The sequence below is a fragment of the Cytophagales bacterium genome, from assembly GCA_033344775.1.
Classification (GTDB): domain Bacteria; phylum Bacteroidota; class Bacteroidia; order Cytophagales; family Cyclobacteriaceae; genus JAWPMT01.
This window is the reverse complement of sequence record JAWPMT010000001.1, coordinates 36,457-61,176: the sequence shown is the minus strand read 5'-3', so window position 1 is coordinate 61,176 and position 24,720 is coordinate 36,457. Positions and strand designations below refer to the sequence as shown.

The window sequence follows — 24,720 nt, the reverse complement described above, 5'->3', positions numbered from 1 at the left end:
TGGCAAATAGGCCAAATCCGCCCACCATCGCTATGAATTGATCGAAAACATGACTGAGAAATCATTTTACCTGAAAGACTGGAAAATAGAGCCGGCCATTAATGTTATATCCAAAGGCCAGGTCAATAAAAAGGTTGAGCCGCAAGTGATGAATGTCCTTATGACGTTGGTTGAACATCAGGGAGAAGTCGTATCAAAGGATCATTTAGCAAAAACGGTCTGGAAAGAGGTCGTGATCACCGAAAACGTGATCACACGTGCCATTTCAAGCCTTAGGAAAGCACTCGAAGATGACCCGGGCAATCCTGTATTCATTCAGACCATCAGCAAATCAGGATATCGGTTGATTGTTGCAAAAAAAGCAGATTCCCAAATTAAGGTTCAGGATTCATTTACCATACGGTTAAAACGCAAACCTGTACTTTGGACCGGGGCCATAGCTGTTTTGGTGGCCCTAGGCGCATTTGCGATTCGTCAAACTTTTCGACCACAGGCTGTAAAAAATGAATATCACCCACAGGCTCTGGCTAATATGTCGAATGCGGAATACTGGCCGGCAATCTCACCAGACGGAAAATTTGTAGCCTATGCCTGGCGAGGTAACAAGGATGATAATTGGGACATCTATGCCAAACTCATTGGCACAGTAACCATCATAAGGATAACTGACGAAGAAACGACGGAATTGCGCCCGAGGTGGTCACAAGACGGGAACTTCATTTACTACATCCGATATGAATCTGGCAATAGTGCCATTTATAAAAAACCTGTGATTGGGGGACAAGAAATTCGAGTGGCATCTGCTCCTGTAAATAGCTTTGGTGATTTCGATATTTCGCCTGATGGTGAATGGATCAGTTTCAATCATCGACCTGACAAAGAGTATCCTCTTGGTATCCAATTGATCGGCCTAAAAGATGGAACAATTAGGACCCTAACTTCTCCCGACGATGAATTTAATGGAGATATACATCCTCGGTTTTCGCCCAATGGTAATCAATTGGCTTTTATCAGGGAACGCAATCCTTCGAGTATGTTTTTGTACACCTACAATCTGTTGACCGATGAACTCAAAAAAGTGACTACTGATCCTATTTCTATCAATGGATTTGATTGGTTAAACGAAGGTCAATTGGTCTATGCCAGTGACTTGTCGGGCATGTACAAACTGTGGGAGTTGAACCTCTCTAATGGAGAAACAATGGTGGTTAAGGCTGGAGATAACCAACTGGTTATGCCTCGCATCTCCGAAACTGGTCGCATCGTTTACGCCCGTATGACCGATGATGTCAATTTGTGGCAATATGATTTACATTCCCAGGTAGCCAGCCCCTGGTTACGTTCCAATGTCCTGGAATTGAATGGTGTCTTCTCTCCTAGCACAGATCGGGTTTGTTATACGAAAATCCATGAAGGGGCTTATCAAATTTGGGTAGCAGATGCTAATCGTCAACAAACTGTTCCTGTTTCCAGTTTTGAAGGACAATATTTATCCTCGCCAAGATGGTCGATGGATGGACAATGGATCTATTTTCAAGGGTTTGTCAATGGTCAGTCAGATATTTATCGGATCAATGCGAAAGGCGGAATTCCTCAAAACCTTACGGTTACTGTTCTGGACGAAAACACACCCTACATCAGCCCGTCTGGAGATCTTTACTACAGTAAAAAAGAAGCAGGCATCTGGAATATCTGGAAGACGGATCAAGAAGGAAATCGACCTCAGCTTGTAGCTGAAAATGCTTATGCACCACAATTGAGCACGGATGAAAACAAGTTGTTTTTTGTCAGGAAAGACACCCTGGGGCTCTGGCAAAAAGACTTATCTGAGGGAGAAGTATCCTTACTGCTCCCCTACTTCCATCCGATGTTCTGGGGAGCATATGCCGTGACGCAACAAGGAGTCTATCACCTGAATGCAAAGGATAAACAATTTGAGTTCTATGATTTTACATCAAAAGAATCAGCGCTCATTTATAAACCTTTGAAGCGGATTCCCCGACTGGGTATTTCCCTTTCGGTCAGTGCAAGTGGCGACCAACTGCTTTTTAGTCAGATTGATCGCCACGATTCAGATATCATGCTTTTAGAAGAAGCTTCGGAAACCCCTCAATGAATCGGAAGCGGCCCTTGTCGCGCCCAGGCCCACGCAGCTACGGCAACATCCTGAGCGGATTTTTGTTGAGCAGCCGCCTGATGGCCTCCTAATTTCCATTTATGTGTGACAGCCACTACTAGTTGTTGGCTGGGAATCACAGCAATGGCCTGTCCACCATAACCCAGCGCCATGTAGGCACGTTTATCATCTAACTCTACTGCCCACCAGCAAAATCCGTAACCTTCCCTCACATTGCCTTTTTCCATGAACTCGAATTGTATGCCTGTAGACTGCCTGATGTACGACTCTGACACGACTCGTTTCCCATCGTAAATACCCAGATTTTCACAAAGCTGGCCAATTTTGATCATGTCTTTTGGTTTTAATGCAAGTCTTGATGCTCCTGCATAATAGCCATCAGGAAATTTTTGCCACAATACACGCCTGATACCCAAAGGACCGAAAAGGTATTGTTCAGCAAAATCCAACGTACTGATCCCTGAAGCACGCGTCAGAATCACGGAAAGTATATGTGTATCGCCAGAACTATAAGCCCACTTTTCCCCCACTTCATGTTTCCGGGGACGATCCATCCAGTAACGATACGGATTACCAGAATCAATCATCCGGTTCCAGTCGTTGTAACCGACTCCTTCCTCCCAGGGTACTCCGGAGGTCATCGTCAACAAATGTCGAATGGTCATGTCCTGCTTATCCGAAGCCACATCGTCAAGGTATGTTGTAATTTGATCCTCGACACTCCCAATGATTCCTCGATCAATGGCGATACCAATTAACAGCGACATGACACTCTTCGTCCCAGAACGAATGTGCTCCAAACTATCCCGATCAAAGGACTTGAAGTACCAATTTGCAATGGTCTTATCGTGTTGGCTGACCAATACACTCCTGATGTTTTCCTTTTGCGCTGCATAATCTTTCAATGCAGCCAAATCCTCGGGTATGTACTGCTCCTCTGATTGCTGGCCACAACTCTGGATGGCTATGAGAACAATCATAATGAGCATCCACCACCCCTTATGCCTTAGCACACTGCTCATTTCAAATCGCTCATTGAAAAAGAACCATCGATTGCCCGGATCATATGCGGGATATGCGTGAACCGTGAACGGGCTGGCAAAGCCCATTCCTCTTCAAAATGTGCTAAAGCATCATCGTAAGCTCCGGCGATGGTGAAGGCGTCTCCCAATCTTAGTAATGAAGGCAAGTGACCCTTGTCCATTTGCAAGGCCATGTCATAAAATGGCAGCGACTCTTTGCCGTAACCATCTACCATCAATATCCACCCAATATTCGCCAGGTTAGTTGCCCAGTTATCCGCCTTATATCGCTTGTCTTTCGATAATTCACGGGCCAGTTTCAGGCCATTTTCTTGCCCATTCTGCTTCACTTCTTCATAGACCAATCCAACCGGGTTAGGGACACCTTCCTTTTCGTTTAAGTACAAAGCTTTGAGATAATCTATAGTATAGCTGAAGCACATGAAATTGAATTCAATATTGACTTCTTCACCCAACATCGGATCAGCTGCGTACCTGCCTGAAGTACCCAGATCAAAATCTTTGCGGTTTATTGCTAACGCTCCGTTCACCATAAGCAGGTCCAGGTTATTCATGGCCTTGCGCATCAAGGTGGGTTGCTTGAGTCGCACCGTCACCGGTTGTACCACGCCTTTGATATATAGATCACCTTTTAGGTTCAGCCCTTGTTCTGTAACCTCCGTTTCAAACCCCTGAAACCAAATGCCCGGAAAACTGCTGGCATCCAGAAAGTCTGGCCCATGCAGCTGTTCGTCTCGTTTTTCATGGGCAGTACTTAACCCTTCTGCACCAAATCGAATCGTTGCTGAAGTCTGTTCTGGCTTTTCAGGATCATAAAATAAGGTTGCCTGGTAAGCTTTGAGCGAACCTTTGATTACTGGAAAATTCGCTAGTGTAGTTCCAAAGGTCACATAGGATCCGTCTTTATTGATCTGGAATCGATTGTTCATATTGATCTCAGATTGACCAAAGACATTGGCTCCTAAACATCCCCAGACTAGCAAAGTGATCAAGGAACCACGGAGTAAAAATTTGAAGTTCATCATAGTTTTTGACTTTTACCGGCAAGCTCAAAAACATGTCTTCGGAAACCTACATGAAAACCTGAAGGATTTATGAAATGTATCCCTCATCGGACCTTTATCAAGTTCGGGCCTTTATGGAACGGAATTTGTAGTAATTTGCCAGCTCGTCAATAACAAAGAATAGTCGACAACAATCACTGTGAAGTATCAAGTAGCACTCTTACTAGGTCTGCTGGCCTGGTTTCAACCTTTGAACGGATTCCCAGCTAATACACCTCATTCTTCTGAAAAACTAGCATTACAGGAAAATCAATCGTCCTCTCCTTTTGCTGTGAAATCAACCGAACGAAAAGAAACTTCGGATGGATTCATCTTCAAAGAGTTCTACAACTTCGATGTTTTAAAGATGCTGGTGTTGTTTCTGATGAATCTGATCAGTATTTCTGTCATCATCCGCTTACTTTATTACAAGACAACCAGAAATACCGAGTATTTATTCACTTATTACATGGTGAGTATCGTGTTGTTTTTTCTTTGTTTCACCTTAGGCAAATTCACACTTGATGTAGGAATGGCATTAGGGCTGTTCGCGATATTCGGGATCATCCGATACCGTACCCAAACCATCGAGATACGTGAAATGACTTATTTGTTTGTAGTCATTGGTGTTTCGGTGATCAATGCACTGGTCAATGACCAAATGAGTTTTCTTGAAATCCTGTTGGTGAATATTTCGATCATCGTGTCGATCATGGTCATTGAAAAAACAGTCCTCTCTAAAGGCCGTTCATCAGAAAGAAACATCGTCTATGATGAACTGGAAAACGTGAAACCTGAGAACTACGAAAAATTGTTGCTGGATCTCAGGGAAAAAACGGGCTTACAAATATCCAGGGTATCGGTCCAAAAAGTGGACCTGACAAACAATGTAGCCACCCTCACACTATACTACACAGCGAAAATATGAGGGCATTTTTATTGGGAATAAGCTTATTGGTATTGGTGACTGCCGGAATGTCGCAAAGTGGCAATGTACAGGATTTGGAACTTTGGCTCAAGGCCGGCGCTCAGGTAGATCTAAATGACGCTTTACAACTGGAAGCGGAGCAACAAATACGGTTTGATGAAAATGCAAGTGAAGTAAAGAACTTTCATACGGAAGTAGCGCTCACGTATTCACTGGATAAAAATGTAGACTTATTCTTCGTCAATCGATTCATCCGCAGGAACGACAATAGCGGTGAAAACCAGGGGTATGAATCGCATTATCGCTACCAATTCGGCACACAAATCAAACATCGGTTCCAACAATTTCGATTCAAGCATCGACTTCTTTATCAGCATCGCAATGAATTGGGATTGACCACTGCAGAGGGTGATGTAGCCAGAAGGTTTCTTCGCTATCGTTTTTTGACAGAATATAAGATCAAAAACTGGCCCTACGATCCTCGGATCAAAGTGGAATACTTCAATGACCTGCCAAAAGAATTTGCAAATACTAACGATCAACTTCGGTTTGGGATTGGGACAGAACGCAGCTACAAGAAGCTCGGGCAATTCTCATTTGATTACCTCATCGAACGTTCACTGGATATTCCGGTAACAGAATGGACTTATATTCTGGTATTCAGGTATGAGTATCGGTTTTGAACGATTTCTAATTGAAGCCATTATCAATTAATCCGGCACTCCCGTTCTAGGAAGTGCAGCGAGGAAATACCTCCAGGGGGCCCTGCGGAATCTCAAAATCTGTAGTTGGTGCTCAATTGATTGAGATTCCGACAGGTCAATTATGAGCGTATATGAGTTATAATTGAATGCTATGACCGGCGGAATGACGGATCACTTCGGGCTTGAACTTAAAAAAGAATTCCTACCAATTCGCGATCTGGCTATCCATCCAGGTGATGCGACTGTCAATCCAGTTTTTCAGGTAGTTGATTTCCTCTTCGTAGGATTCTCCAACGAAACTATTGAAAGGGAGCGTTTCTCCAATGACAGGCCACTCTCTGAAATTTCGATCCAGGGCTCCATTGCTGTCCAAATAATCTACCCAATCATCAATTTGAGTATGAATCGTTGCCGATGTAATCACACCACCACGAAGTTCCTGCCACCGTGTCTTTACCTGACTCCTGAATATGGGATCATTCAATAATCTCGGCCACCAGAAGTGTACTAACCACAAATCTTCACCGTAAAAATCGTTGTAACGATAGACCCAGCTATCTGGCCTGCTACGACCATCATTTCCAAAAGCAAGGTTGAAATCCCAAATAGGTCCCATTTTGAGTTTCTGTCCCCTGTCCTTGTGCATGTAAGTACTGAGTCGATAGCCATCCGGATTACCACTCAACTCGTTCAAAATGAAAAAGTCAATGAAACTAGGCACATCAATATAAGCTTCATACAACCTTGGCTCATTGGTATAATCTTCGGCAATCAAAGCCTCTTCAAAGTCCATTATGTATTGCTGAATGTAGTTTTTCTGGGCATCATTGATCTCGTCCCTTGATGGGTATTCATACAAGAAATAGGTCTCTGGCCCCGTTTTGGGTCCATGTGCCGGATAATCAATTAATTGGCCTCGTGTATCATAAGGAGATCGAAAGCCCAATTCCGGCTGATAATCCGCATCTCCTGGCCAATCAGAATCCTCGGTATCACCACTGGTTTTGTCAATCTTCAGGATATAAGCACCCGTAATCAGAGTTTCATCCGTGATGTTTGGTTCCAGTCGTTCCAAATCCAGGCGATCACCATCTCTTTTGATCCGCTCCATGAATACGTAGGTTCCACGGAAAACATCATTGATCGTTAATTCCGAGAAAGCCGTTTTTACTGCATACTGTCCAATGTTATTTGAAATATCATATATCAGGACATTACGCATCAATGTCTTATCCGCATACGGTCCCTGCAAGATCCAATCCTCTTCCGAACCAAACCCAAAGATATCTCTGGACATATCCAAACCGTTCGCATCCCACAATTCGACTCCATATGATTTCTTAGGGAACAGTCTTCTGGAAGTAGCCCCTCTCAACTCGATCCCGATCCCATTGGTAAAAACAGCTTCCTGATTCTGAAAAATAACCATCTCCCCATTGATCTTCGGTTCATCGGGAATGATGTCATCCGTATTGATCGCGAAAAAAGGCAGGTCACTATTTTCAGGCCCCGAAGGAAAATTAGCAGGATTCACAGGGACTTCTGTATTCTTCTTACAAGCAGCAAGAAACAGGACAAGCAATAAGAGGAGTTCAGGTCTTTTCATAAAGGTCATCTTGTAACCGACGGGCTAAAATAAACAACTAGCGTGCCAAATAAGTAACAGTTAGGAAACGTATTAGCGATCTTTGTTTTTGTAACAATTGTGATTGAAATGTTCCCTAAGTGTATAATTCAAAAGAATAAATCAAGTATTGATGATTCTACTAAATTGTACATGACCTCATCGGTGATTAAAAACCAAGCACCTTTAATCCGCTCATTCTTTTTCCATTGATGAAAAAGAATCAAAAAATCCAGGCCGAATTCATTTTTTAATGACTTTTAAATCAATTGAGCAGGAATAAAATAAACTCGCCAAGCTATTCCAAGAACAAATGGAATCATCCTTGGCTCAAACAGAATTTTATTCCTCATCTGCTCTTCATTGACTCAAATACCTAAAATGAATCAAGGCCAGAACAAAACAGAAAACCCTTTCCATATCACTGTAATAAAGAAATACTAGGTGATGGAATAATGGACAAGTGATAAGATTAGGACTACAAAAAAAGCGCCCGAGGGCGCTTCAACTTTTATCACTAATTCAGTCTTCGAGAGCCTGAGGCGCTCGAAGGTTGTAAGCCTGGCTAGCTGTCCGCGAGGTGCTCGTAGGCTTCAGGTTGATCCTGTCGAAACCTATTTGTTCAATCCCAGCATGTCTCCCATGCCGAAGTTGCCATAAACAGCTTTCATGGCTCCTTCTAATTGCTCATTGTAGCCATCCATGGCGGCGGCCATTCCCATGTGATCAACCATGGTACGGAAAGGTCGCTGACCTTTACCGGTATTCACTAATCCGACAATGGCATCAATTACTTTCTCAGGTCGCTGCTCCGTATTTTGTGCCAGGGCAGCACCAAATCCTTCACCCATCTGTTGAGGGACTTTCATGAAATCTCCATATTCCGCTGCTCGGCTCTGGTCACTGGCTTGGATCAGGTTGCCAAAGAAATTCGTTTCGAAACCTCCAGGCTCAATGATGGCATTTTCAATACCAAATCCTGCCAACTCAACTCTGTAGTTCTCTGCAATGGCTTCTAGCGCCCACTTAGACGCATTATACGGTCCGTAGAAAGGCAACGTCATTCTTCCTAACATACTTGAGATGTAGATGATCAAGCCTGATCCCTGTCCTCTCAAATGAGGTAAAGCAGCCCGGTTCACACGCTGAACGCCGTATACGTTCACGTCCATCACTTTCTGGAAGTCTTCGATGGTAAAGTGCTCCTGCATGCCAACCACACCTACTCCGGCATTGTTGATAACGACATCCAGACCACCCAGGGCTGTTATCGCTTTAGCGACACCACTGTCTACACTGGCATCATCCGTTACATCTATTTCTACAACGGAAGCTCCCGCTGCTTCTAATTCTTTTGCTGCTTCCGCATTCTTTCCAGCAACACCACGCATGGCCGCTGCCACCTGATGTCCACCATTCAATAAGCTGGTTACGGTCATTTTACCAAAGCCACTGCTGGCTCCGGTGATCAATATTTTTGACATGTTATGATTTTATAATGGTTAAAGGTCAGACAGTAGAACGAGGATTTGGAATGATTGGTTCAGTATGGGGTTGAATTTTGCTTTTAAGGAACATAACTTATCATCTTCCCACTTATTAGGTGAGTTCAATTCCTAATATCATTGAGTTATGTCCAAAATCAACCCACTTCATAAGACTTGGGTGTATGTATGTACTGTATTCGGGCCCTTGGATTAGTGAATATCACAGAAGATTCTAAAATGGGCCCGTTTTATGATCACCCAGCTTAGTCGCAATTGTATGGCGAATATATCGTCTATGGCATATTATATGCTGCAACAATCCGACAGCTATACAAATGCTGACGAGCTTCTGTGCTAAGATTTAGATAAAAGCGCCAACTCTTCTTTCACTTTCTTGGGCAACTTAGCGACGATCAGGTCATAGGAGTGATCGATGAGCTCGCAAATGAGCTTAGAACCGGCTTCGGGATAGACGGAATTCCAGTGGGTCTTGTTCATGTGCCAGCCGGGCTTGATGTAATCATAGGAAGCGCGCAATTCTTCCGAGCGCTCGGGATCGCACTTGAGGTTGATGAATTCAAAGTGATCGGCATCGGTTACGGCAAACATCTTCCCCATTACTTTGAATACCAGAGTAGTTTCATCGAACGGGAAGCCAGCGGTTACGCCGGGTTTGGCCATGCAGTAGTTGGTGATTGATTCTATGTCCATATTGATCTTCTATGTAAAGTTCAGAAAATCAATTGAATTAACCCCATCCCTAAAGGGTGTCCAATTGATTTTCACCCCTATATCCCGGCCAGATTATGCTTTAAGGGATTCAAGCGACCCACACCGGGGTTAAAAAGGAAGTAAACAATGATTTACTTTGGATAATATGAGAACCCAAACCCTAGAAACCAATCCGGAGCTTCTTCGGTCAGGCCGGGTCCACCGGAAATATCCACCTGGAAATTGTCACTGAACAAGTAGATCAGACCCGTATCAAATCGATGGTCATTGCTTCCATCCTCAATAGCTCCATAGAATTCAAAGAAGGTCGTGAAAGCACGAGCAAAGGATACACTGTATATGAAGGTATAAATGTTCGTGGCTTCCGAATTTAGATCCGACCATTCCATGCCCCAGTTATAACCAATCGAACTATTGTCATTGATTGTGTGCTGAAAATTAAAACGAAAGGCAGGAACAGCGGTTTCCACTTCAAATTCATTTTGACCCGATGGCAATTGCACTTGTCCAAGGAAACTGATCTGTGGCCAAAATCCATTTTCTTCGGAAATATGCGATTTGAACCCCAGTATGGTCGGACCAAAGCCACTAAAAGTTCGATTACGCCCATCAAGCGCAGGATCAAGAAACTCATTGCTGGTACTCAGACGTAATTCAAACAGATCGTTCAACCCATATCTTAATAAAGTGTTGTGATAGGTAATTTGATAAACCACATCCGTGATCCGAGTGTATTGAAACCCAGTTTCTACCTGAAACCGACCTTTTGGCACCACAAAAGCACTGGCACTCTGGGTCGGTCGATCGGTGTTGATCTGCGCAAATGACACATTAATTGTGAAACAAAATAAAATGAGGGTTAATAGTCTTTTGAGTATCAGCATCTCTTCGGGTCAAGTGGTTGTTAAAATACGAAACTGGTGCTATAAAAACAGCAGAACCCGACAACAATTGCCGGGTTCCACAATGATAAATAAGTGAGTACTATTGACCTTGAATAAAATCTTTTAAAACCTTCCGATTTTTAAAGTGAGGTAATAATTGAGGTTTTCCATCTCCCTACTCCTGGTTTCGACCAATTCCAGGTCCTGGGTGAATCGTTTGCTGATCCCGAAAGCCAATCTGAAATTACGGGCCACATTTACTTCTACATTAGCACCCGGCTCAACGTACCAAAAAACATCCTGATCCAAATAACCATTGTCTGGCTCCCCTACAGAAAATCGATCCACATCGTTGAGATCATAGCCGATCCAGCCTGCGCCACCACTGAGTGGAAATGTAACATGTACTACCTCATTTGAAAAGAAGATCAACTCCAGGAACAATCCTCCATACCCTCCAAGTAAGTGCACATCATCGGAAGGCTCCGTAAAGTCACTGTATTTTGCTGTAGGTATGATCCCATATCCTTCCGCACCTAAGGCCAGTGTCCGATTGATGATCCAACCACCACGAACACCTGCCATCACAATGGTTTCATCCCGAAAGTCTGAAGTCTTAAAGCTCAGCGCTCCAAATCCGCCACTATGGCTCATGGATCCGGATAATGTTTTGATCTGATTACGAGACCCTCTTGTTCTGGTTCGGGAGCGATACGAAGACTTGCTTCTGGGGTCATCGTCCGAATTGTAATAAATGATCCTCGGTTCCGGCTCTTCTTCCGGTTCCACTTGTACAGGATTTTCGGGTACTTGCGGTATGGTATCCCTTTTCACCACGGTCGTATCCGATTGTGCCCAGGCGAGACAAGAAATGGTCAGAATAAATGTGGTAATGATTGCCTTCCTCATGTTTTTTTATATTGAATTTTGATCTAAGGACAGGAGGTTTTTAGAAAGGTTTCCTTCTGTGATAAATTTTCTAGTATTCCTGACCGCAAAGCTTAAATTTGCACGCTTTTAAGGAAAAATAGGAAATGGCAGAATACACCTTTCAGTCAATTGAAAAAAAATGGCAGACCCAGTGGCAGGAAAAAGAAGTATACAAAGTAGCAGAGGATACCTCTAAACCCAAATACTACATCCTGGACATGTTCCCCTATCCTTCCGGGGCGGGACTTCATGTAGGACACCCACTCGGGTACATTGCTACAGATATCATCGCTCGCTACAAGCGGCTGAAAGGATTCAACGTGCTGCATCCGATGGGATTTGATTCGTTTGGTTTGCCCGCAGAACAATATGCCATTCAAACCGGTCAACACCCTGCAGTTACAACTGAAAACAACATTAATCGATATAAGGAACAGCTTCGTGCATTGGGCTTTTCCTATGATTGGTCAAGGGAGTTGAGAACCAGTGATCCTGCTTACTACAAGTGGACACAGTGGATCTTCAAACTGATCTATAATGCCTGGTACAACAACGATACCGATAAAGCAGAACCAATCGAAACCCTGATTGAGAAGCTTTCCGAAGAAGGTAATGAAAACATCAATGCGGCTTGTGATGATGATACACCCGTCATTTCTGCCAATGACTGGAATAATTCTTCAGCAGCAGAGCAACAGCAATTCTTGCTGAAATACCGTTTGACCTATTTGGCCAATACGACGGTGAACTGGTGCCCGGCATTGGGTACAGTACTTTCCAATGACGAAGTAAAGGATGGATTCTCCGAACGAGGTGGACATCCAGTCGTCAAAAAGGACATGCCCCAATGGAACATGCGGATCACGGCATACGCAGACCGTTTATTGAGTGGATTGGACACCATCGATTGGCCTGCTCCGATCAAAGAAATGCAACGCAATTGGATCGGTAAGTCTTTCGGTGCTCAGGTTGATTTCCAGGTCGATGGGCGCGACGAGAAGATCACGGTCTTCACGACGCGTATCGATACGATTTTTGGAGTAACCTTCATGGTCTTGGCCCCAGAAAGTGATTTGACAGCTAAGCTGACCACATCAGAACAAGCAAAAGCAGTACAGGAATACGTGGAGATTGCGAAAAACCGATCTGAGCGTGAACGCATGAGTGATGCAAAGAACGTGACCGGCGTATTTTCCGGAAGCTACGCATTGCATCCATTTACCGGAGATAAGGTACCCATCTGGATTGCCGATTATGTATTGGCAGATTACGGCACCGGAGCGGTGATGGCGGTACCATCAGGAGATCAACGTGATTTTGACTTTGCTAAGAAATTTGATTTGCCAATTATACAGATCAATGAAGCGCAAATGATCACGGAAACGGAAGCTGATCCGACCAAAGAAGGGGAAGTCATTAATTCCGATTTCCTCAATGGCCTCACTCCTATTGAAGCCATGGACCATGGCAGTGATGAAGTAGAAAAAAGAGGATTAGGCAAACGCAAGATCAATTTCAAATTGAGAGATGCCATCTTCGGAAGGCAGCGATACTGGGGTGAACCAATTCCTGTCTTCTATGAGCATCAAACACCTGAATTGGTTGCCGATGATGCGCTTCCGTTGGAGCTTCCTAAAATAGAAGAATATCTACCTACGGAAGATGGGGATCCTCCGTTGGGCAGGGCTACCGACTGGTCACATGGAGGCCAGCCCTATGAATTATCGACCATGCCCGGATGGGCTGGCAGTAGCTGGTACTTCTTCCGATACATGGACCCCAATAATGACGAAGCTTTCTGTGGCGAGGAAGCACTGAAATACTGGAAAGAAGTAGACTTTTACCTGGGAGGACCTGAACACGCGACCGGACACTTGTTGTACTCCAGGTTCTGGACCAAATTCCTGTTTGATTTCGGCATCATCGAAGTAGATGAATATGCCAAAAAACTGGTCAATCAGGGCATGATACAGGGACGGTCCAACTTCGCCTACCGTGTCAGCGGTGAGAACAAATACGTTTCCAAAGGCCTGAAAGGCGAATACAACACCACGCCTATTCATGTGGACGTCAACATTGTGAAAGATGATGTCATGGATGTGGAAGCATTCAAGCAATTCAGACCAGATGCTGCAGATGCGGAATTCATCTTAGAAGATGGCAAATTCCATTGTGGCTGGGAAGTGGAGAAAATGTCCAAGTCCAAGTACAATGTGGTCAATCCCGATGACCTGGTGGAGAAGTATGGCGCAGATACCCTTAGAATGTACGAGATGTTCCTGGGTCCCATCGAGCAGAGCAAACCATGGAATACCAATGGCATTGAAGGTGTTTATAAGTTCCTGAAGAAGTTCTGGGCCTTGTTCCATACCAATCAATTTGAGTTCTCCGTCTCTGATGAAAAGCCTACGGATCAGGAATACAAGATCATGTACGGTACCTTGAAGAAAAACGAGGATGACATCAATCGTCTTTCTCTGAACACCGTGGTGAGTAACTACATGATCGCTACCAAGGACCTGGGCGGACTTAAGTGCAACAAACGCGCGATTCTGGAGCCTATGGTGATTGGATTAGCACCTTTTGCTCCACACATGGCTGAAGAATTGTGGCACTTGTTGGGCAATGAAGGTTCGGTGGTCGCTGCGGATTATCCGGAAATCAAAGAAGAATACCTCAAAGAAGATGCACACGAGTATCCGGTATCTATAAATGGCAAAATGCGGGTAAAACTGCCGCTCTCTACGAGCTTGAGTGTTTCTGAAATTGAGGAAGCGGTATTGGCCAATGAAGTTGTCCAGAAATGGCTCGATGGCAAATCGCCCAAGAAGATGATCGTAATCCCAAAAAAGATTGTGAATGTGGTGGTCTAATGACCACCTTTCTTTGACCATCGCTCACTTCACATATAAATCTCTAGTATTTCATGCGCGGCATTCGCATATGCCCTGGCTGATGTTAGGTAATAACAGGCACTATCGTGAGCATTCCATGATTTTTCAATGAGCTTTCTGAAGTTGATTGAGTCATTTTTTTGTGCAGATGTTCTGTAAACGATCAGAACTATGCACAAAAGAGCAAGTATCCTCGTCATGATGTAAGGCCAAATTATGTCTGGGCCAATAAGCCCTATTTTAAGCGGATCATTTCCGTTATCCAATATAGAGATATAGAAATAGTTCTAGGCAACGCGAGCAAGTATAAATGTACTAACAGACAAAATTTGTCCACTCCTTAATAGTACAAAAGACGAATCCCTAAATATGTCTCGCATTCTTCACAAGATCCTGATAGTCAGCAATGGCCTTTTCGATGATCTCGTGTGCGGTCTTTTTATCCTGAAAGTCTTCTACCTTTACTTCCTTCTTTTCTAATTTTTTGTAGTCTTCAAAGAAGTTCTTCAACTCCCTCAAAAAGTGCGGTGGCAACTCATCCACGTCATTGATGTGATTGACGCTCATGTCATTTTCAGCCACTGCAATGATCTTATCATCCATTTCGCCACCATCCAGCATGCGCATGGCGCCAATAACTTTGGCATTAATCAAACACAAAGGCACGACATCAATCTTGCAAAGCACAACAATATCAAGTGGGTCTTTATCATCGCAATAAGTTCTTGGAATGAACCCATAATTGGCCGGGTAATACACCGCAGAATACAAGACCCGGTCCAGACGTAGCAAGCCTGAATCTTTGTCCAGTTCGTACTTGGCACGCGTATTTTGAGGGATCTCAATGATGCTGTTCACTACTTCAGGAGCATTTTCTCCTGCTGGCACGGCATGCCAGGGATTGGAAATATCTACAATCATGTTTTGATGGTTTTCTACTCCTAATTTATACAATATGGTCCCGCAACTGCTTTACAGTGAACTTAAATTTAGATTTAGTCACTTTATTTATAAAATTTGGCCCTGAAGCGCTACATAGGCAAGTAATTATGACAAACCAAAACCTGATTCTGCTCGCAGACGCCTACAAATACAGTCATCATAAATTGTACATGCCCAAGACGACCAGGGTCTACAGCTACCTGGAAAGTCGCGGTGGCAAATTTGACCACACTGTCTTCTATGGTTTACAATATTTCCTTAAACAATACCTTGAAGGTGAAGTGATCACCCAAGCCCATGTGAAAGAAGCCAATAAAATTCTTCCTAAGGTCTTTGGTAGAGATGATGTGTATGATGCTTCGAAGTTTGAGTACATCATCCAAAAACATCAAGGCCGACTTCCTATTAGGATTAAAGCAATTCCTGAAGGAACAACGGTGCCAACGAGTAACGTGCTGATGACCATTGAAAATACAGATCCCGATTGCTATTGGCTCACCAACTTCCTGGAAACTTTACTAATGCAAGTCTGGTATCCATGTACCGTAGCCACACTCAGTCGGGAAATCAAACGTGTCATTACGCGGAACTACGAAGACACAGCCACACCAGAAAGTTTTGCTGGAATCGAATTTGTTCTTAATGATTTTGGGTTTCGGGGAGTCAGTAGTGTGGAAAGTGCCGGATTGGGTGGAAGTGCCCATTTGGTGAATTTCAGAGGAAGCGACACCATTGCTGGCAGTATGATGGCGCTGAACTATTACGATACCGAAGAAGTCTATGGGTTGAGTGTCCCCGCCACAGAACACAGCATTTGCACCTTGCAAGGCGAATCCGGTGAAAAACAAGTATTCCAACACGTGATCGAGGAATTCCCTTCCGGGATTTTAGCATGCGTAAGTGACAGCTACGATATTTTCCGAGCAGTGAAAGATTACTGGGGAACAGCGTTAAAAGCTCAAGTACTACAAAGAGAAGGCACCTTAGTGATCCGGCCAGATAGCGGTGATCCGGTTTTGACCTTATTAAGAGTATTTGAATTACTGTTCGAGCAGTTTGGATTTACTGTCAATGAAAAAGGTTACAAAGTACTCCCACCACAAGTGCGGGTCATCCAGGGTGATGGCATCGACTATGAAAGCATCATAGACATTTATGCGGCTTTGAAATCCGCACAAATCAGTGCAGAAAATCTGGTATTGGGCATGGGCGGTGCCCTGCTACAAAAGCTCAACCGTGACACACAGAAGTTTGCTTTAAAATGCAGTTATGCAGAAATAGATGGCAAAGGCGTGATGGTACAGAAAAGCCCAAAAGAACTGGATGAAAACGGTAATCTGATTGAGAGCTTCAAGAAAAGTAAAGGCGGACAATTGAAATTGATCAAAGATGATCACGGATATCGTACGGTGAATGCAGACGAGCCTGGGACGGATCACCTGGAGACTGTTTTTGAAAACGGAGCGCTCATCCGGAGTTATTCCTTTGAAGAGGTCAGAAAGAATGCAGGAATATGTTAAATTTTAAATGTCTACCATAATTTAAAATGGATGATTAAGCATATTGTCATTGACTTAAGCCGTATAAAAAATAATCCGTCATTCCGAGCGAATGCCGGAATCTCAATATTATTTAGTACTTCTAGTTCTTGAGATTACTGCCTGCGCAGGAATGACGCTTAAGTAAATGATTATCATGAAACTACAACTAAAAAACTACCACGAACAACTTCCTGGTTGGCCTACAACCGGACGTCATATCATGGCACAATACGATCAGGAAAAGGTCATCGTTTACCAGGCTTACCGACCAGCAATTGGACATTTCGCTGCAACGTATCAACGATTCGGCGGAGCCTTCAAAATGGATCGTATGACCTGGATCAAACCAAATTTCCTTTGGATGATGTATCGAAGTGGCTGGGGCACCAAAGAAGCGCAAGAAGTAACACTAGCCATTCATTTGAAACGTAATGCTTTTGAGGCCTACCTGAAAGCCTCTGTTAAGTCTTCTTTTGATGCGACACAGTTCTCAGACTATGACAGTTGGAAACAGGCAATCGATCAGTCCGATTGCCGTATTCAGTGGGACCCGGACCATGACCCTCATGGTGAAAAACTGGAAAGACGTGCTGTTCAGATAGGGCTTAGAAGAAGTTTGGTCTCTGCGTATGTTCAGGAAGATATCCTTGAAATTGAGGACATTTCGGACTTTGTCAAAGAACAACGTGAACATGTCAACAAAAAAGAATTGCAATTTCTGATCATGCCTGATGAACGGGTTTATAAAGTCAATGACAAATCCTTGGTTCAACACCTAAACCTGGACACCCATGTCGACGAATGAGCAACAGAAGATGATCAAGAAAATCAGTAAGTTGCTTAGTTTGGCATTAAGACATCAACCTGAAGCACTCAACATTGAACTTGATGGGCAGGGATGGACAGACACTTCCACCCTAATCTTAGCGGTGAACAAACATGGCATTTCGCTAGACCTGGAGCTGCTAAAGAAAGTAGTACAAGAAAACGACAAGCAGCGATTTGCATTCAACAAAGACCACAGCTGTATCCGGGCCAATCAGGGACACAGCGTAAATATTGACCTTCAACTAAATCCGACTACACCTCCTGAATTTCTGTACCATGGTACGGTGGCCAAGTTTATGGGCAGCATTAAAGAGCAAGGACTGCTAAAAATGAATCGGCAACATGTGCACCTTTCTCCTGATGTTGAAACTGCTCAAAACGTAGGTAGCCGGAGAGGAAAGCCAGTAATTCTGACTATCGCAACAGGACAGATGCACCAGGCAGGGCATGAATTCTTACTATCTAAAAATAACGTCTGGCTCACAGATCATGTACCCGCTGACTATATTTTGTTCAAGGAATAATAGACCAGCAATTACGCACAAAGTTGTAAGTTCGCCACCAATAAGCATTCCCCTTATTGACCGATGAACAAACTCCTTTTTTCTACTTCAGACTACAAATCCCTCGCTAAGAAATTACTCGATATCACCCCTTTCGAAGAGGGTGTGGTGGAATCAAGCTTCTTTTCTGACGGAGAACACTATCAACGAATTGTGTCTGAGGTTGAGAACCGGGAAGTGATCCTATTAGGAGGAACGGTACATGAATCTGCTACACTGGAATTATTCGACCTGGCTTCTGCCCTTGTCTCTTACGGAGTTGAGTCACTAAGTCTGGTTGTCCCCTACTTTGGCTATTCGACGATGGAACGCGCTGTGAAGCCGAGAGAGATTGTCACCGCAAAAACTAGAGCACGCCTGTTCTCAGCAATCCCACAAAGCCATAAAGGCAACAAGATCTACCTGTTTGATCTGCATACGGAAGGCATTCCGCACTATTTCGAGCAGAACCTGCACCCTAAACATATCTATTGCAAGCCCATCATTATTGACGCATGTAGAAAATACGGAGGCGATGACTTTATCCTGGCTTCCACTGATGCTGGTCGCGCCAAATGGGTAGAATCTCTGGCCAATGACATGAATGTGGGTGCTGCATTTATTCTAAAAAGACGGATTGCTGATGGACACACTGAGATCAGTGCCGTAAATGCAGATGTAGCCGAAAAAACAGTCATTATTTACGATGACATGATCCGTTCCGGAAGTAGCATCATTAACGCCGCAAAAACCTATCACGAAGGTGGGGCAAAAGCCATCTATGTCATTACTTCGCACGGGCTATTTGTAAGCCATGGGATCGAAAAACTCCGTAATTGCGGATTGATCACTAAGGTGATCTGTACCGATACACATTGTAACGTTGAGAAAATACAGGATGACTTTCTCGAAGTAATCAGTATCGCGCAATTGATTGCAGATTCAATCATTTGATTACGTTTGTCCTTCAACTGGCAAAGTTATTTGAACGGTGATCCCAGCTGCTTCATTAGCAGCTATGTCCATCTCTCCCTGATGCTCTGTGACAATGGTTTTTGCAATGGCCAATCCTAAGCCGGTGCCCTCTCCGGGAAATTTGGTCGTGTAAAAAGGATCAAATACATAGGGTAAGTCTTTTGAGTCGATGCCTTTGCCATTATCAACAATATTCACTTGGATCGCATCTTGTACCAATCTGGTTTTGACCGATATGATCCCTCCTTTACTAATCGCTTGCGTGGCATTGATCAACAAGTTGAGAAACAGCTGATGTAACCTTCCGGAATTCCCCTTTACAACGGTGGATCCTTTTTCATAATCCTTCAATAAGGCCATGTCATGCTGGTGTTTTGACCGTACCATGGTGCTGCAGGTATCAAGGATAGCATTGATATCACAATCATGATCCATGTAATCTGATTGATGCGTAAAGTTCCGTAAGCTGCTCACAATTTCATTGATCCGATTCATACCTTCCCTGATCACTTTGAATGAAGCACGTTTGTCATCATCATCACAAGCTTTTTCCAGTTGATCCAAAGAGCCAAACATATAATTCAGCGGGTTATTGATCTCATGGTTCAAACCTGCCGATAAGAATCCGAGCATGGCCATCTTTTCGGAATCCACTACTCTATCCTGTGCTTTCATCAGTTGATCCAGTGCCTCTTGAGCTCTTATCGTTTCACTTTTCAGAGAATCATTGATAGAATTCTTCGTAAAGATGACGGCAACGAGTAACACCATCATCAGTCCCAGAGAAATGGGTACATGGGTAGCATTGCTCATCGCTACCACCTCCGGAGATAAATAAACGAATTGCAGGGAATGTCTGGGCACAACAAAACAGGCAACGATGGTCATTGCCGCTATCCCGAAGGCAGATAGCATATAGATCCGCTCCTTCTGAGGGTCATAGAGATAAATGTAACTCGCAACAATTGGCACGAACGTTGACAGAATTGCTTCATTGATCGGAAACACGTGGTAGGCAAACCAGACGCTAAAATTGGAAACCACCGCGGCCAGTACCTTTGAAGGGCCATGCATGTAAATGCTGTTGAGCCAAAAAACCACGCCAATCAATACGGACATGACAGCTGCAAACACAGAAGTAAACAGACTGCTGATGTAGATCCCGTAAAGGACATACCACAGATAGATCAAGGTGGTTACGGTCGTCAGCACATTGCAATGGCGGACCATGTGCTGTTCCTCAATGGAATAGCCCTCTTTGACGCCAAGATTGACGAAATACTTCAAAACAGTTAGCATTGGCGAATGGTCACGAATATCAATTTCCCTATTGGAAAATATCCTAGCGGTTCGTTATGGACACAGAAACTTTGCAGGTAAAGCAACTGATTCTCTAAAAATAGCCCGATTCTGGCTCTGTGTCAACAATTAAATGAAGGAAGGTTATGATACCATCTCCGACGCATAGCAAAAACTCAACTCGCCCTGGCAGGTATTATTACCTGCAAACAATAGGAATCAGTCCCATCATTCCTGTTGGGGATAACTCCAGGGGCAGAAATAAAAGTTAGGAGTTCACAAACGGAAAGCTGAGAGAAATAGTAGTTCCCACACCATTGCTATACTTCAAATGCCCATCCATCCGGGAAGTAATGGAAGCAATCAAGTTCATCCCATATGATTTAGAAGCGATTTCCTCCTTCAGTCCTACCCCATTATCAGAGATCAATAACTGAATATCTTCGGTTCTTTTCTTGAGTTTGATATCAATCCGGGGTTTACCTCTGTAATCTTCAGGGAAGGCATGTTTATACGCGTTGGTGATGAGTTCATTGAAGATGAAGCCCAGGTTGATGGCACGATCCGAGTCCAGTTGAAACCGATCGATACTCATCACGATATTGATCGCACGTAAGTTTGACCCAAAGCTCTGATTGATCGAGTCGATCAGTGATTCAAGGTAGGTTTCAACATTTACATGCTTATCACTTTTTTGCTGGTACAAATGCTGGTGAACCAACGCCATGGAAATGACCCTTGCCTTGGTTTCCTTCATGGCATTTACTGCTTTGTCATCTTTAAGCAATCGTGCCTGTACACTGAGAAGACTCGATACGATCTGCAGGTTATTTTTTACGCGATGGTGCATTTCCTTAAACAGCTCTTCTTTTTGGGCCAATGCGTCAGTAACCACCTTGTTCTTTTCACTTAACAGTTGATTGGCCTCTTGTTTCAGGCCATTTGCACGTCGGTACATCCACACAATCCCCATGGCTAGCAGTAAGGCAATACCTGTAGCCACAATGAGGATGTTACGTCGTTTGATTTCCGATTCTAATGCGACTTTTTCCTGCTCTACGTGAAAATTGATGGAATCTTTTTCTTGCTGAAAGGCATGATTTAGCTCCAGGGTGACCAACTTCTTGGTCAGGCCTTCATTGAAAAGACTATCCTTGAGTTGCATCAAAGATTCTAGGTAATACAAGGATTTCCGGGTTTGGCCACGTTCTTTATAGAAATCGTACAGGACTTCTTTTACTTCCGAAAGTTCTTGCCGCATATCATTTTCTTCCGCAATTCTGTGACCCTCTAATAAAAGTGCTTCAGCAGTGGCGTAGTTTCTTCGAGCCAAAGCAATCCTACCCAGTAGCGTCGAAGCAGATGATTGTATGACCGGGTCCGAACATCCCTGAGCCTCTGATAAGGCCATCTTCGCATAGGTCTCCGCTTCCGTCAATTCGTAGCGAGCAAAGTAGGTCTGCCCCAACCCATTGGTAGTGTACATTTTCAGACAATTCACATCCTCTGGATTGATGATGTCGTAAGCAAGGCGATAGTAAAACAATGCACTATCATACACTTCCATTTCCAGGAAAGTCAAACCAACATTACCGGTCGAGCGTGCCATTCCCATTTTATTTCCTTCCTGCTTATCGAGTTTGATCGCCCGCTGGTAATAGACAAGTGCTTCATCATACAATTCCTGGTCGAACTTGATGATCCCAATATTGTTGAGTGTGGTGGCTGCTGCACGATAGTTTCCCGACTCCAATTTCAGGTCCAATGACTCCAGATAGTAGATGAGTGCTTTTTCAAAACTCCCCTTTTGTCCATAAATGGCCCCTAAATTATTTGAAAGACCCGCCAGCAAACTTTTGTCTTCTATGTATTCCCTATACTCCAGAGATTTCCGGTAATTCGACGCTGCGGAATCAAACTGATTTTGCACATGAAAAGCAAGTCCCAGATTGTAATAACCTTTGGCTAACGGCTCCTTATCTTCTAAGGACATGGCTTCTTCGATCGCCATCTTAGCAAAATAACGGGCCGAATCGGCGTTCCTAAAAGCCAGGGCACGAGAAATTTCATTGGCCAGCGTGGCACGTTGCCGTGGTTCAGCACTTTCATCCAGTACCATCAACAAACTATCGACATTAGCTTGCCCGATGGCTTGGGTCATCAAGCAAAAGCAGCATACGTAAAACAGGAATCGTTTGATCAGATCCAGGGTTCTCAACATGAAAAGTTTAGCTCAGGTCTACCAGGGTTGGAAGATAAACAGAGTGAATTACTTTGGGAAATATTCACGAGATTTCATGAATTGAATGATGTGTAAGAATCCACGGAATTACCTGGTCATATTACCTAAGGTTTAGAGGCACCAGGTCAAAAATTTAGATATTCAGTGATTTTTCCTTCCTACATATTAATTTAACCGGCAGACCAATACTATTTGACAACTTAGTTTATTGATGCATATACGAACATGCCTGATGGCATTTTTTTTGACTACTTACGCTTTTGCGCAGAATAATCAACTCGAAATAACCGATAAAGAGGAAGTCACAAGTCTGGAACCCTACTTAACAGTGTATGCCACGCAAGATTCACTGGATGGGCAACAGGCATTTAATCAGATTAGTCAAAGGGCCTTGCCAACTATTGCTGCCAAAAGCAACCAGGGAATGATCAAAAACACAGGATTTTGGGTTCGGTTCGATATTAAGAACAAAACTGAAGATGGCACCTTCTACATTGAAGTAGATAATCCTCAAATTGATCTAATCAGATTTTATGAATTAGCCGAGGATAATACAGTTTCACTGTTTTATGAATCTGGTGATCATGCCCCTTACGCTACCAGGCCCATTTTACATAGGAACTTCATCGCACCCATTCAAATCAATAAGGGTGAAACCAAAAGGGTATTAGTCAACATTGAAAAAAGAACTTCAGCTACTCGATTCGCGATGGAATTCTATCACGAAAAAATGTTCGATCAAAAATCAGGAAATGACTATATCTTCTACGGAATCTATTTTGGTTTTTTGGCTTTAATTATTCTGCTAGCCCTGCTTGTTGGCATCGCCCTAAGGAAACAACTCTTTTTATGGTATGCCTTGTACATCACCAACTTTTCATTGTGGCTTTTCTCTCTTGAGGGATTCACGTATCAATTCATTACGTCGAACTCTCCCTATTTCAACACTCATTTCTTTCCAGCAACCACGCATTTTACCATTCAGTTTTTAATGGTATACATCCAGTCCTTCTTCAACACCAGAAATATATTGCCACGATTCCATCGGATTATTTCTGTATTTATTGGCATCATGACGGTTGGCTTCTTCGTCTGGATTACTATCCCAGATCAATACATGGCTTTCGCTCCCGAGTTGTTCGCCGTTAGATATACCCTTACTTTAGGAGCCGTTGTATTCGCTTTTACTGCCGCTATAAAAAGCATCAAAACTAACCCGTTCAAGGCCAAGGTCTTTCTATTCGGATACTCCTTGTTCTTCGTAGGAATCATTTGCAAAATATTGGCAGAATACGGAGTAATCAATGAAAGCTTAATGCTTATCGATCCAATCATGGTTGGCTTTCTTATTGAAATATTGGCACTTTCTATCGCCATGACTTCTATCCTTCTTAGTATCATAAGGCACCGGGAAAAGCTACTGGCATCTAATGATCAGCTACAAGACTCCATTGATCAATTAAACCAGGCGAAAAAGAATGAATCTCCTTTTTTGAAACTCAATAGCAAAGCGGTTTTGGACATCAAAAAGATCCTATATATCAAAGTTGAAGATCACTATTTGGAGTTCTATCTAGAAGACAAAGATAGACCCGAAATAGATCGGAATAAACTGAGTGAAATCTTGAAAGTTTTGCCGGTCGAATTTGCCCAAATCCATCGATCTGTCATTGTCAACTTTAAGCACATCAAAAGTTTGAATGGTGACCAGGTCATGCTAAAGAATGGCCAGGAACTAAAAATGTCCCGGACCTACAAAAAGGCTATTCAGGAACGCGTGTTATAAATACTGCATTTCACGCTAGTAAACCTGTCACTCACGACAAAAAGCTGCTCTACTGCAATTAGACGGACTTAATTAGGGGTATGAATTCCCCCTCTACCTCAGTACTTGAATTGCTATCCTCCAGAGAAAAGGAGGTTTTAGCCCTCATTAAGAACGGGA

At 43.5% G+C, this 24,720-nt stretch carries 19 protein-coding genes; 9 read left to right on the top strand and 10 right to left on the bottom strand.

The annotated features are described in order from the left end of the window. Nucleotides 1-49 precede the first annotated feature (49 nt). Nucleotides 50-2,116 (top strand): winged helix-turn-helix domain-containing protein, encoded by a 2,067-nt coding sequence (locus R8G66_00215; GenBank protein ID MDW3190752.1) that lies wholly within the window; start codon nucleotides 50-52, stop codon nucleotides 2,114-2,116. On the opposite strand, the gene R8G66_00210 is transcribed toward R8G66_00215, so the two are convergent. Together R8G66_00210 and R8G66_00205 are read right to left on the bottom strand one after the other, a co-directional pair. Then, nucleotides 2,110-3,117: a serine hydrolase gene (locus R8G66_00210; GenBank protein MDW3190751.1), complete on the bottom strand. Its 1,008-nt coding sequence runs from the start codon at nucleotides 3,115-3,117 to the stop codon at nucleotides 2,110-2,112. The genes R8G66_00215 and R8G66_00210 overlap by 7 nt on opposite strands. A gap of 38 nt (nucleotides 3,118-3,155) precedes the next feature. After that, entirely contained in the window at nucleotides 3,156-4,205 is a 1,050-nt protein-coding gene (locus R8G66_00205) for a YceI family protein (GenBank protein MDW3190750.1), read from the bottom strand. Nucleotides 4,206-4,383: 178 nt separating this feature from the next. Here R8G66_00205 and R8G66_00200 point away from each other — a divergent pair, with 178 nt between their 5' ends. Beyond that, the gene (locus R8G66_00200; GenBank protein MDW3190749.1) at nucleotides 4,384-5,151 is read left to right on the top strand and encodes a DUF4956 domain-containing protein; all 768 of its coding nucleotides are present in this window, start codon (nucleotides 4,384-4,386) and stop codon (nucleotides 5,149-5,151) included. Then, nucleotides 5,148-5,834, top strand: coding sequence for a DUF2490 domain-containing protein (locus tag R8G66_00195; GenBank protein MDW3190748.1), 687 nt, complete (start codon nucleotides 5,148-5,150; stop codon nucleotides 5,832-5,834). Before R8G66_00200 ends, R8G66_00195 begins: the two co-directional genes overlap by 4 nt. A gap of 223 nt (nucleotides 5,835-6,057) precedes the next feature. On the opposite strand, the gene R8G66_00190 is transcribed toward R8G66_00195, so the two are convergent. From R8G66_00190 to R8G66_00170, 5 genes are all read right to left on the bottom strand, one after another. Next, nucleotides 6,058-7,461 (bottom strand): CotH kinase family protein, encoded by a 1,404-nt coding sequence (locus tag R8G66_00190; GenBank protein ID MDW3190747.1) that lies wholly within the window; start codon nucleotides 7,459-7,461, stop codon nucleotides 6,058-6,060. Between the two features lie 632 nt (nucleotides 7,462-8,093). Then, nucleotides 8,094-8,963 (bottom strand): SDR family oxidoreductase, encoded by an 870-nt coding sequence (locus tag R8G66_00185; protein MDW3190746.1) that lies wholly within the window; start codon nucleotides 8,961-8,963, stop codon nucleotides 8,094-8,096. A gap of 357 nt (nucleotides 8,964-9,320) precedes the next feature. Beyond that, nucleotides 9,321-9,677, bottom strand: a complete 357-nt coding sequence (locus tag R8G66_00180) for an MmcQ/YjbR family DNA-binding protein (protein ID MDW3190745.1) — start codon at nucleotides 9,675-9,677, stop codon at nucleotides 9,321-9,323. Between the two features lie 152 nt (nucleotides 9,678-9,829). Beyond that, nucleotides 9,830-10,582, bottom strand: coding sequence for a transporter (locus R8G66_00175; protein ID MDW3190744.1), 753 nt, complete (start codon nucleotides 10,580-10,582; stop codon nucleotides 9,830-9,832). A 123-nt stretch (nucleotides 10,583-10,705) separates the two neighbouring features. Continuing rightward, nucleotides 10,706-11,491, bottom strand: a complete 786-nt coding sequence (locus R8G66_00170) for a hypothetical protein (protein MDW3190743.1) — start codon at nucleotides 11,489-11,491, stop codon at nucleotides 10,706-10,708. Nucleotides 11,492-11,616: 125 nt separating this feature from the next. Between R8G66_00170 and leuS the strand changes: the two genes are divergently transcribed. Then, nucleotides 11,617-14,385, top strand: coding sequence for a leucine--tRNA ligase (gene leuS, locus R8G66_00165; GenBank protein MDW3190742.1), 2,769 nt, complete (start codon nucleotides 11,617-11,619; stop codon nucleotides 14,383-14,385). 384 nt (nucleotides 14,386-14,769) lie between these two features. On the opposite strand, the gene R8G66_00160 is transcribed toward leuS, so the two are convergent. Next, on the bottom strand, nucleotides 14,770-15,327 hold the full coding sequence (locus R8G66_00160; GenBank protein ID MDW3190741.1) for an inorganic diphosphatase: 558 nt from the start codon (nucleotides 15,325-15,327) through the stop codon (nucleotides 14,770-14,772). 128 nt (nucleotides 15,328-15,455) lie between these two features. Between R8G66_00160 and R8G66_00155 the strand changes: the two genes are divergently transcribed. From R8G66_00155 to prs, 4 genes are all read left to right on the top strand, one after another. Continuing rightward, nucleotides 15,456-16,868, top strand: a complete 1,413-nt coding sequence (locus R8G66_00155) for a nicotinate phosphoribosyltransferase (GenBank protein MDW3190740.1) — start codon at nucleotides 15,456-15,458, stop codon at nucleotides 16,866-16,868. A gap of 175 nt (nucleotides 16,869-17,043) precedes the next feature. Beyond that, nucleotides 17,044-17,694: a DUF4291 domain-containing protein gene (locus R8G66_00150; protein MDW3190739.1), complete on the top strand. Its 651-nt coding sequence runs from the start codon at nucleotides 17,044-17,046 to the stop codon at nucleotides 17,692-17,694. Next, nucleotides 17,681-18,241: an RNA 2'-phosphotransferase gene (locus tag R8G66_00145; GenBank protein ID MDW3190738.1), complete on the top strand. Its 561-nt coding sequence runs from the start codon at nucleotides 17,681-17,683 to the stop codon at nucleotides 18,239-18,241. The genes R8G66_00150 and R8G66_00145 overlap by 14 nt, the downstream gene beginning before the upstream one ends. A gap of 63 nt (nucleotides 18,242-18,304) precedes the next feature. Beyond that, nucleotides 18,305-19,213, top strand: coding sequence for a ribose-phosphate diphosphokinase (gene prs / locus R8G66_00140; GenBank protein MDW3190737.1), 909 nt, complete (start codon nucleotides 18,305-18,307; stop codon nucleotides 19,211-19,213). Here the strand turns inward: prs and R8G66_00135 are convergent, their stop codons facing one another. Together R8G66_00135 and R8G66_00130 are read right to left on the bottom strand one after the other, a co-directional pair. Beyond that, entirely contained in the window at nucleotides 19,214-20,533 is a 1,320-nt protein-coding gene (locus tag R8G66_00135; GenBank protein ID MDW3190736.1) for a HAMP domain-containing sensor histidine kinase, read from the bottom strand. 268 nt (nucleotides 20,534-20,801) lie between these two features. Then, nucleotides 20,802-22,754, bottom strand: coding sequence for a histidine kinase dimerization/phosphoacceptor domain -containing protein (locus R8G66_00130; protein ID MDW3190735.1), 1,953 nt, complete (start codon nucleotides 22,752-22,754; stop codon nucleotides 20,802-20,804). A 253-nt stretch (nucleotides 22,755-23,007) separates the two neighbouring features. Between R8G66_00130 and R8G66_00125 the strand changes: the two genes are divergently transcribed. Continuing rightward, nucleotides 23,008-24,561 carry a 7TM diverse intracellular signaling domain-containing protein gene (locus R8G66_00125; GenBank protein ID MDW3190734.1) on the top strand — a complete coding sequence of 518 codons (1,554 nt, stop codon included), beginning with the start codon at nucleotides 23,008-23,010 and terminating at the stop codon, nucleotides 24,559-24,561. Nucleotides 24,562-24,720 lie beyond the last annotated feature (159 nt).

Coding starts and splice junctions, on each gene's coding strand:
- leuS (MDW3190742.1), top strand. CDS start 11,617: ATGGCAGAATACACCTTTCAGTCAATTGAAAAAAAATGGCAGACCCAG.
- R8G66_00150 (MDW3190739.1), top strand. CDS start 17,044: ATGAAACTACAACTAAAAAACTACCACGAACAACTTCCTGGTTGGCCT.
- R8G66_00215 (MDW3190752.1), top strand. CDS start 50: ATGACTGAGAAATCATTTTACCTGAAAGACTGGAAAATAGAGCCGGCC.
- R8G66_00185 (MDW3190746.1), bottom strand. CDS start 8,963: ATGTCAAAAATATTGATCACCGGAGCCAGCAGTGGCTTTGGTAAAATG.
- R8G66_00125 (MDW3190734.1), top strand. CDS start 23,008: ATGGCATTTTTTTTGACTACTTACGCTTTTGCGCAGAATAATCAACTC.
- R8G66_00210 (MDW3190751.1), bottom strand. CDS start 3,117: ATGATTGTTCTCATAGCCATCCAGAGTTGTGGCCAGCAATCAGAGGAG.
- R8G66_00195 (MDW3190748.1), top strand. CDS start 5,148: ATGAGGGCATTTTTATTGGGAATAAGCTTATTGGTATTGGTGACTGCC.
- R8G66_00205 (MDW3190750.1), bottom strand. CDS start 4,205: ATGATGAACTTCAAATTTTTACTCCGTGGTTCCTTGATCACTTTGCTA.
- R8G66_00160 (MDW3190741.1), bottom strand. CDS start 15,327: ATGATTGTAGATATTTCCAATCCCTGGCATGCCGTGCCAGCAGGAGAA.
- prs (MDW3190737.1), top strand. CDS start 18,305: ATGAACAAACTCCTTTTTTCTACTTCAGACTACAAATCCCTCGCTAAG.
- R8G66_00155 (MDW3190740.1), top strand. CDS start 15,456: ATGACAAACCAAAACCTGATTCTGCTCGCAGACGCCTACAAATACAGT.
- R8G66_00145 (MDW3190738.1), top strand. CDS start 17,681: ATGTCGACGAATGAGCAACAGAAGATGATCAAGAAAATCAGTAAGTTG.
- R8G66_00170 (MDW3190743.1), bottom strand. CDS start 11,491: ATGAGGAAGGCAATCATTACCACATTTATTCTGACCATTTCTTGTCTC.
- R8G66_00130 (MDW3190735.1), bottom strand. CDS start 22,754: ATGTTGAGAACCCTGGATCTGATCAAACGATTCCTGTTTTACGTATGC.
- R8G66_00135 (MDW3190736.1), bottom strand. CDS start 20,533: ATGCTAACTGTTTTGAAGTATTTCGTCAATCTTGGCGTCAAAGAGGGC.
- R8G66_00180 (MDW3190745.1), bottom strand. CDS start 9,677: ATGGACATAGAATCAATCACCAACTACTGCATGGCCAAACCCGGCGTA.
- R8G66_00190 (MDW3190747.1), bottom strand. CDS start 7,461: ATGAAAAGACCTGAACTCCTCTTATTGCTTGTCCTGTTTCTTGCTGCT.
- R8G66_00175 (MDW3190744.1), bottom strand. CDS start 10,582: ATGCTGATACTCAAAAGACTATTAACCCTCATTTTATTTTGTTTCACA.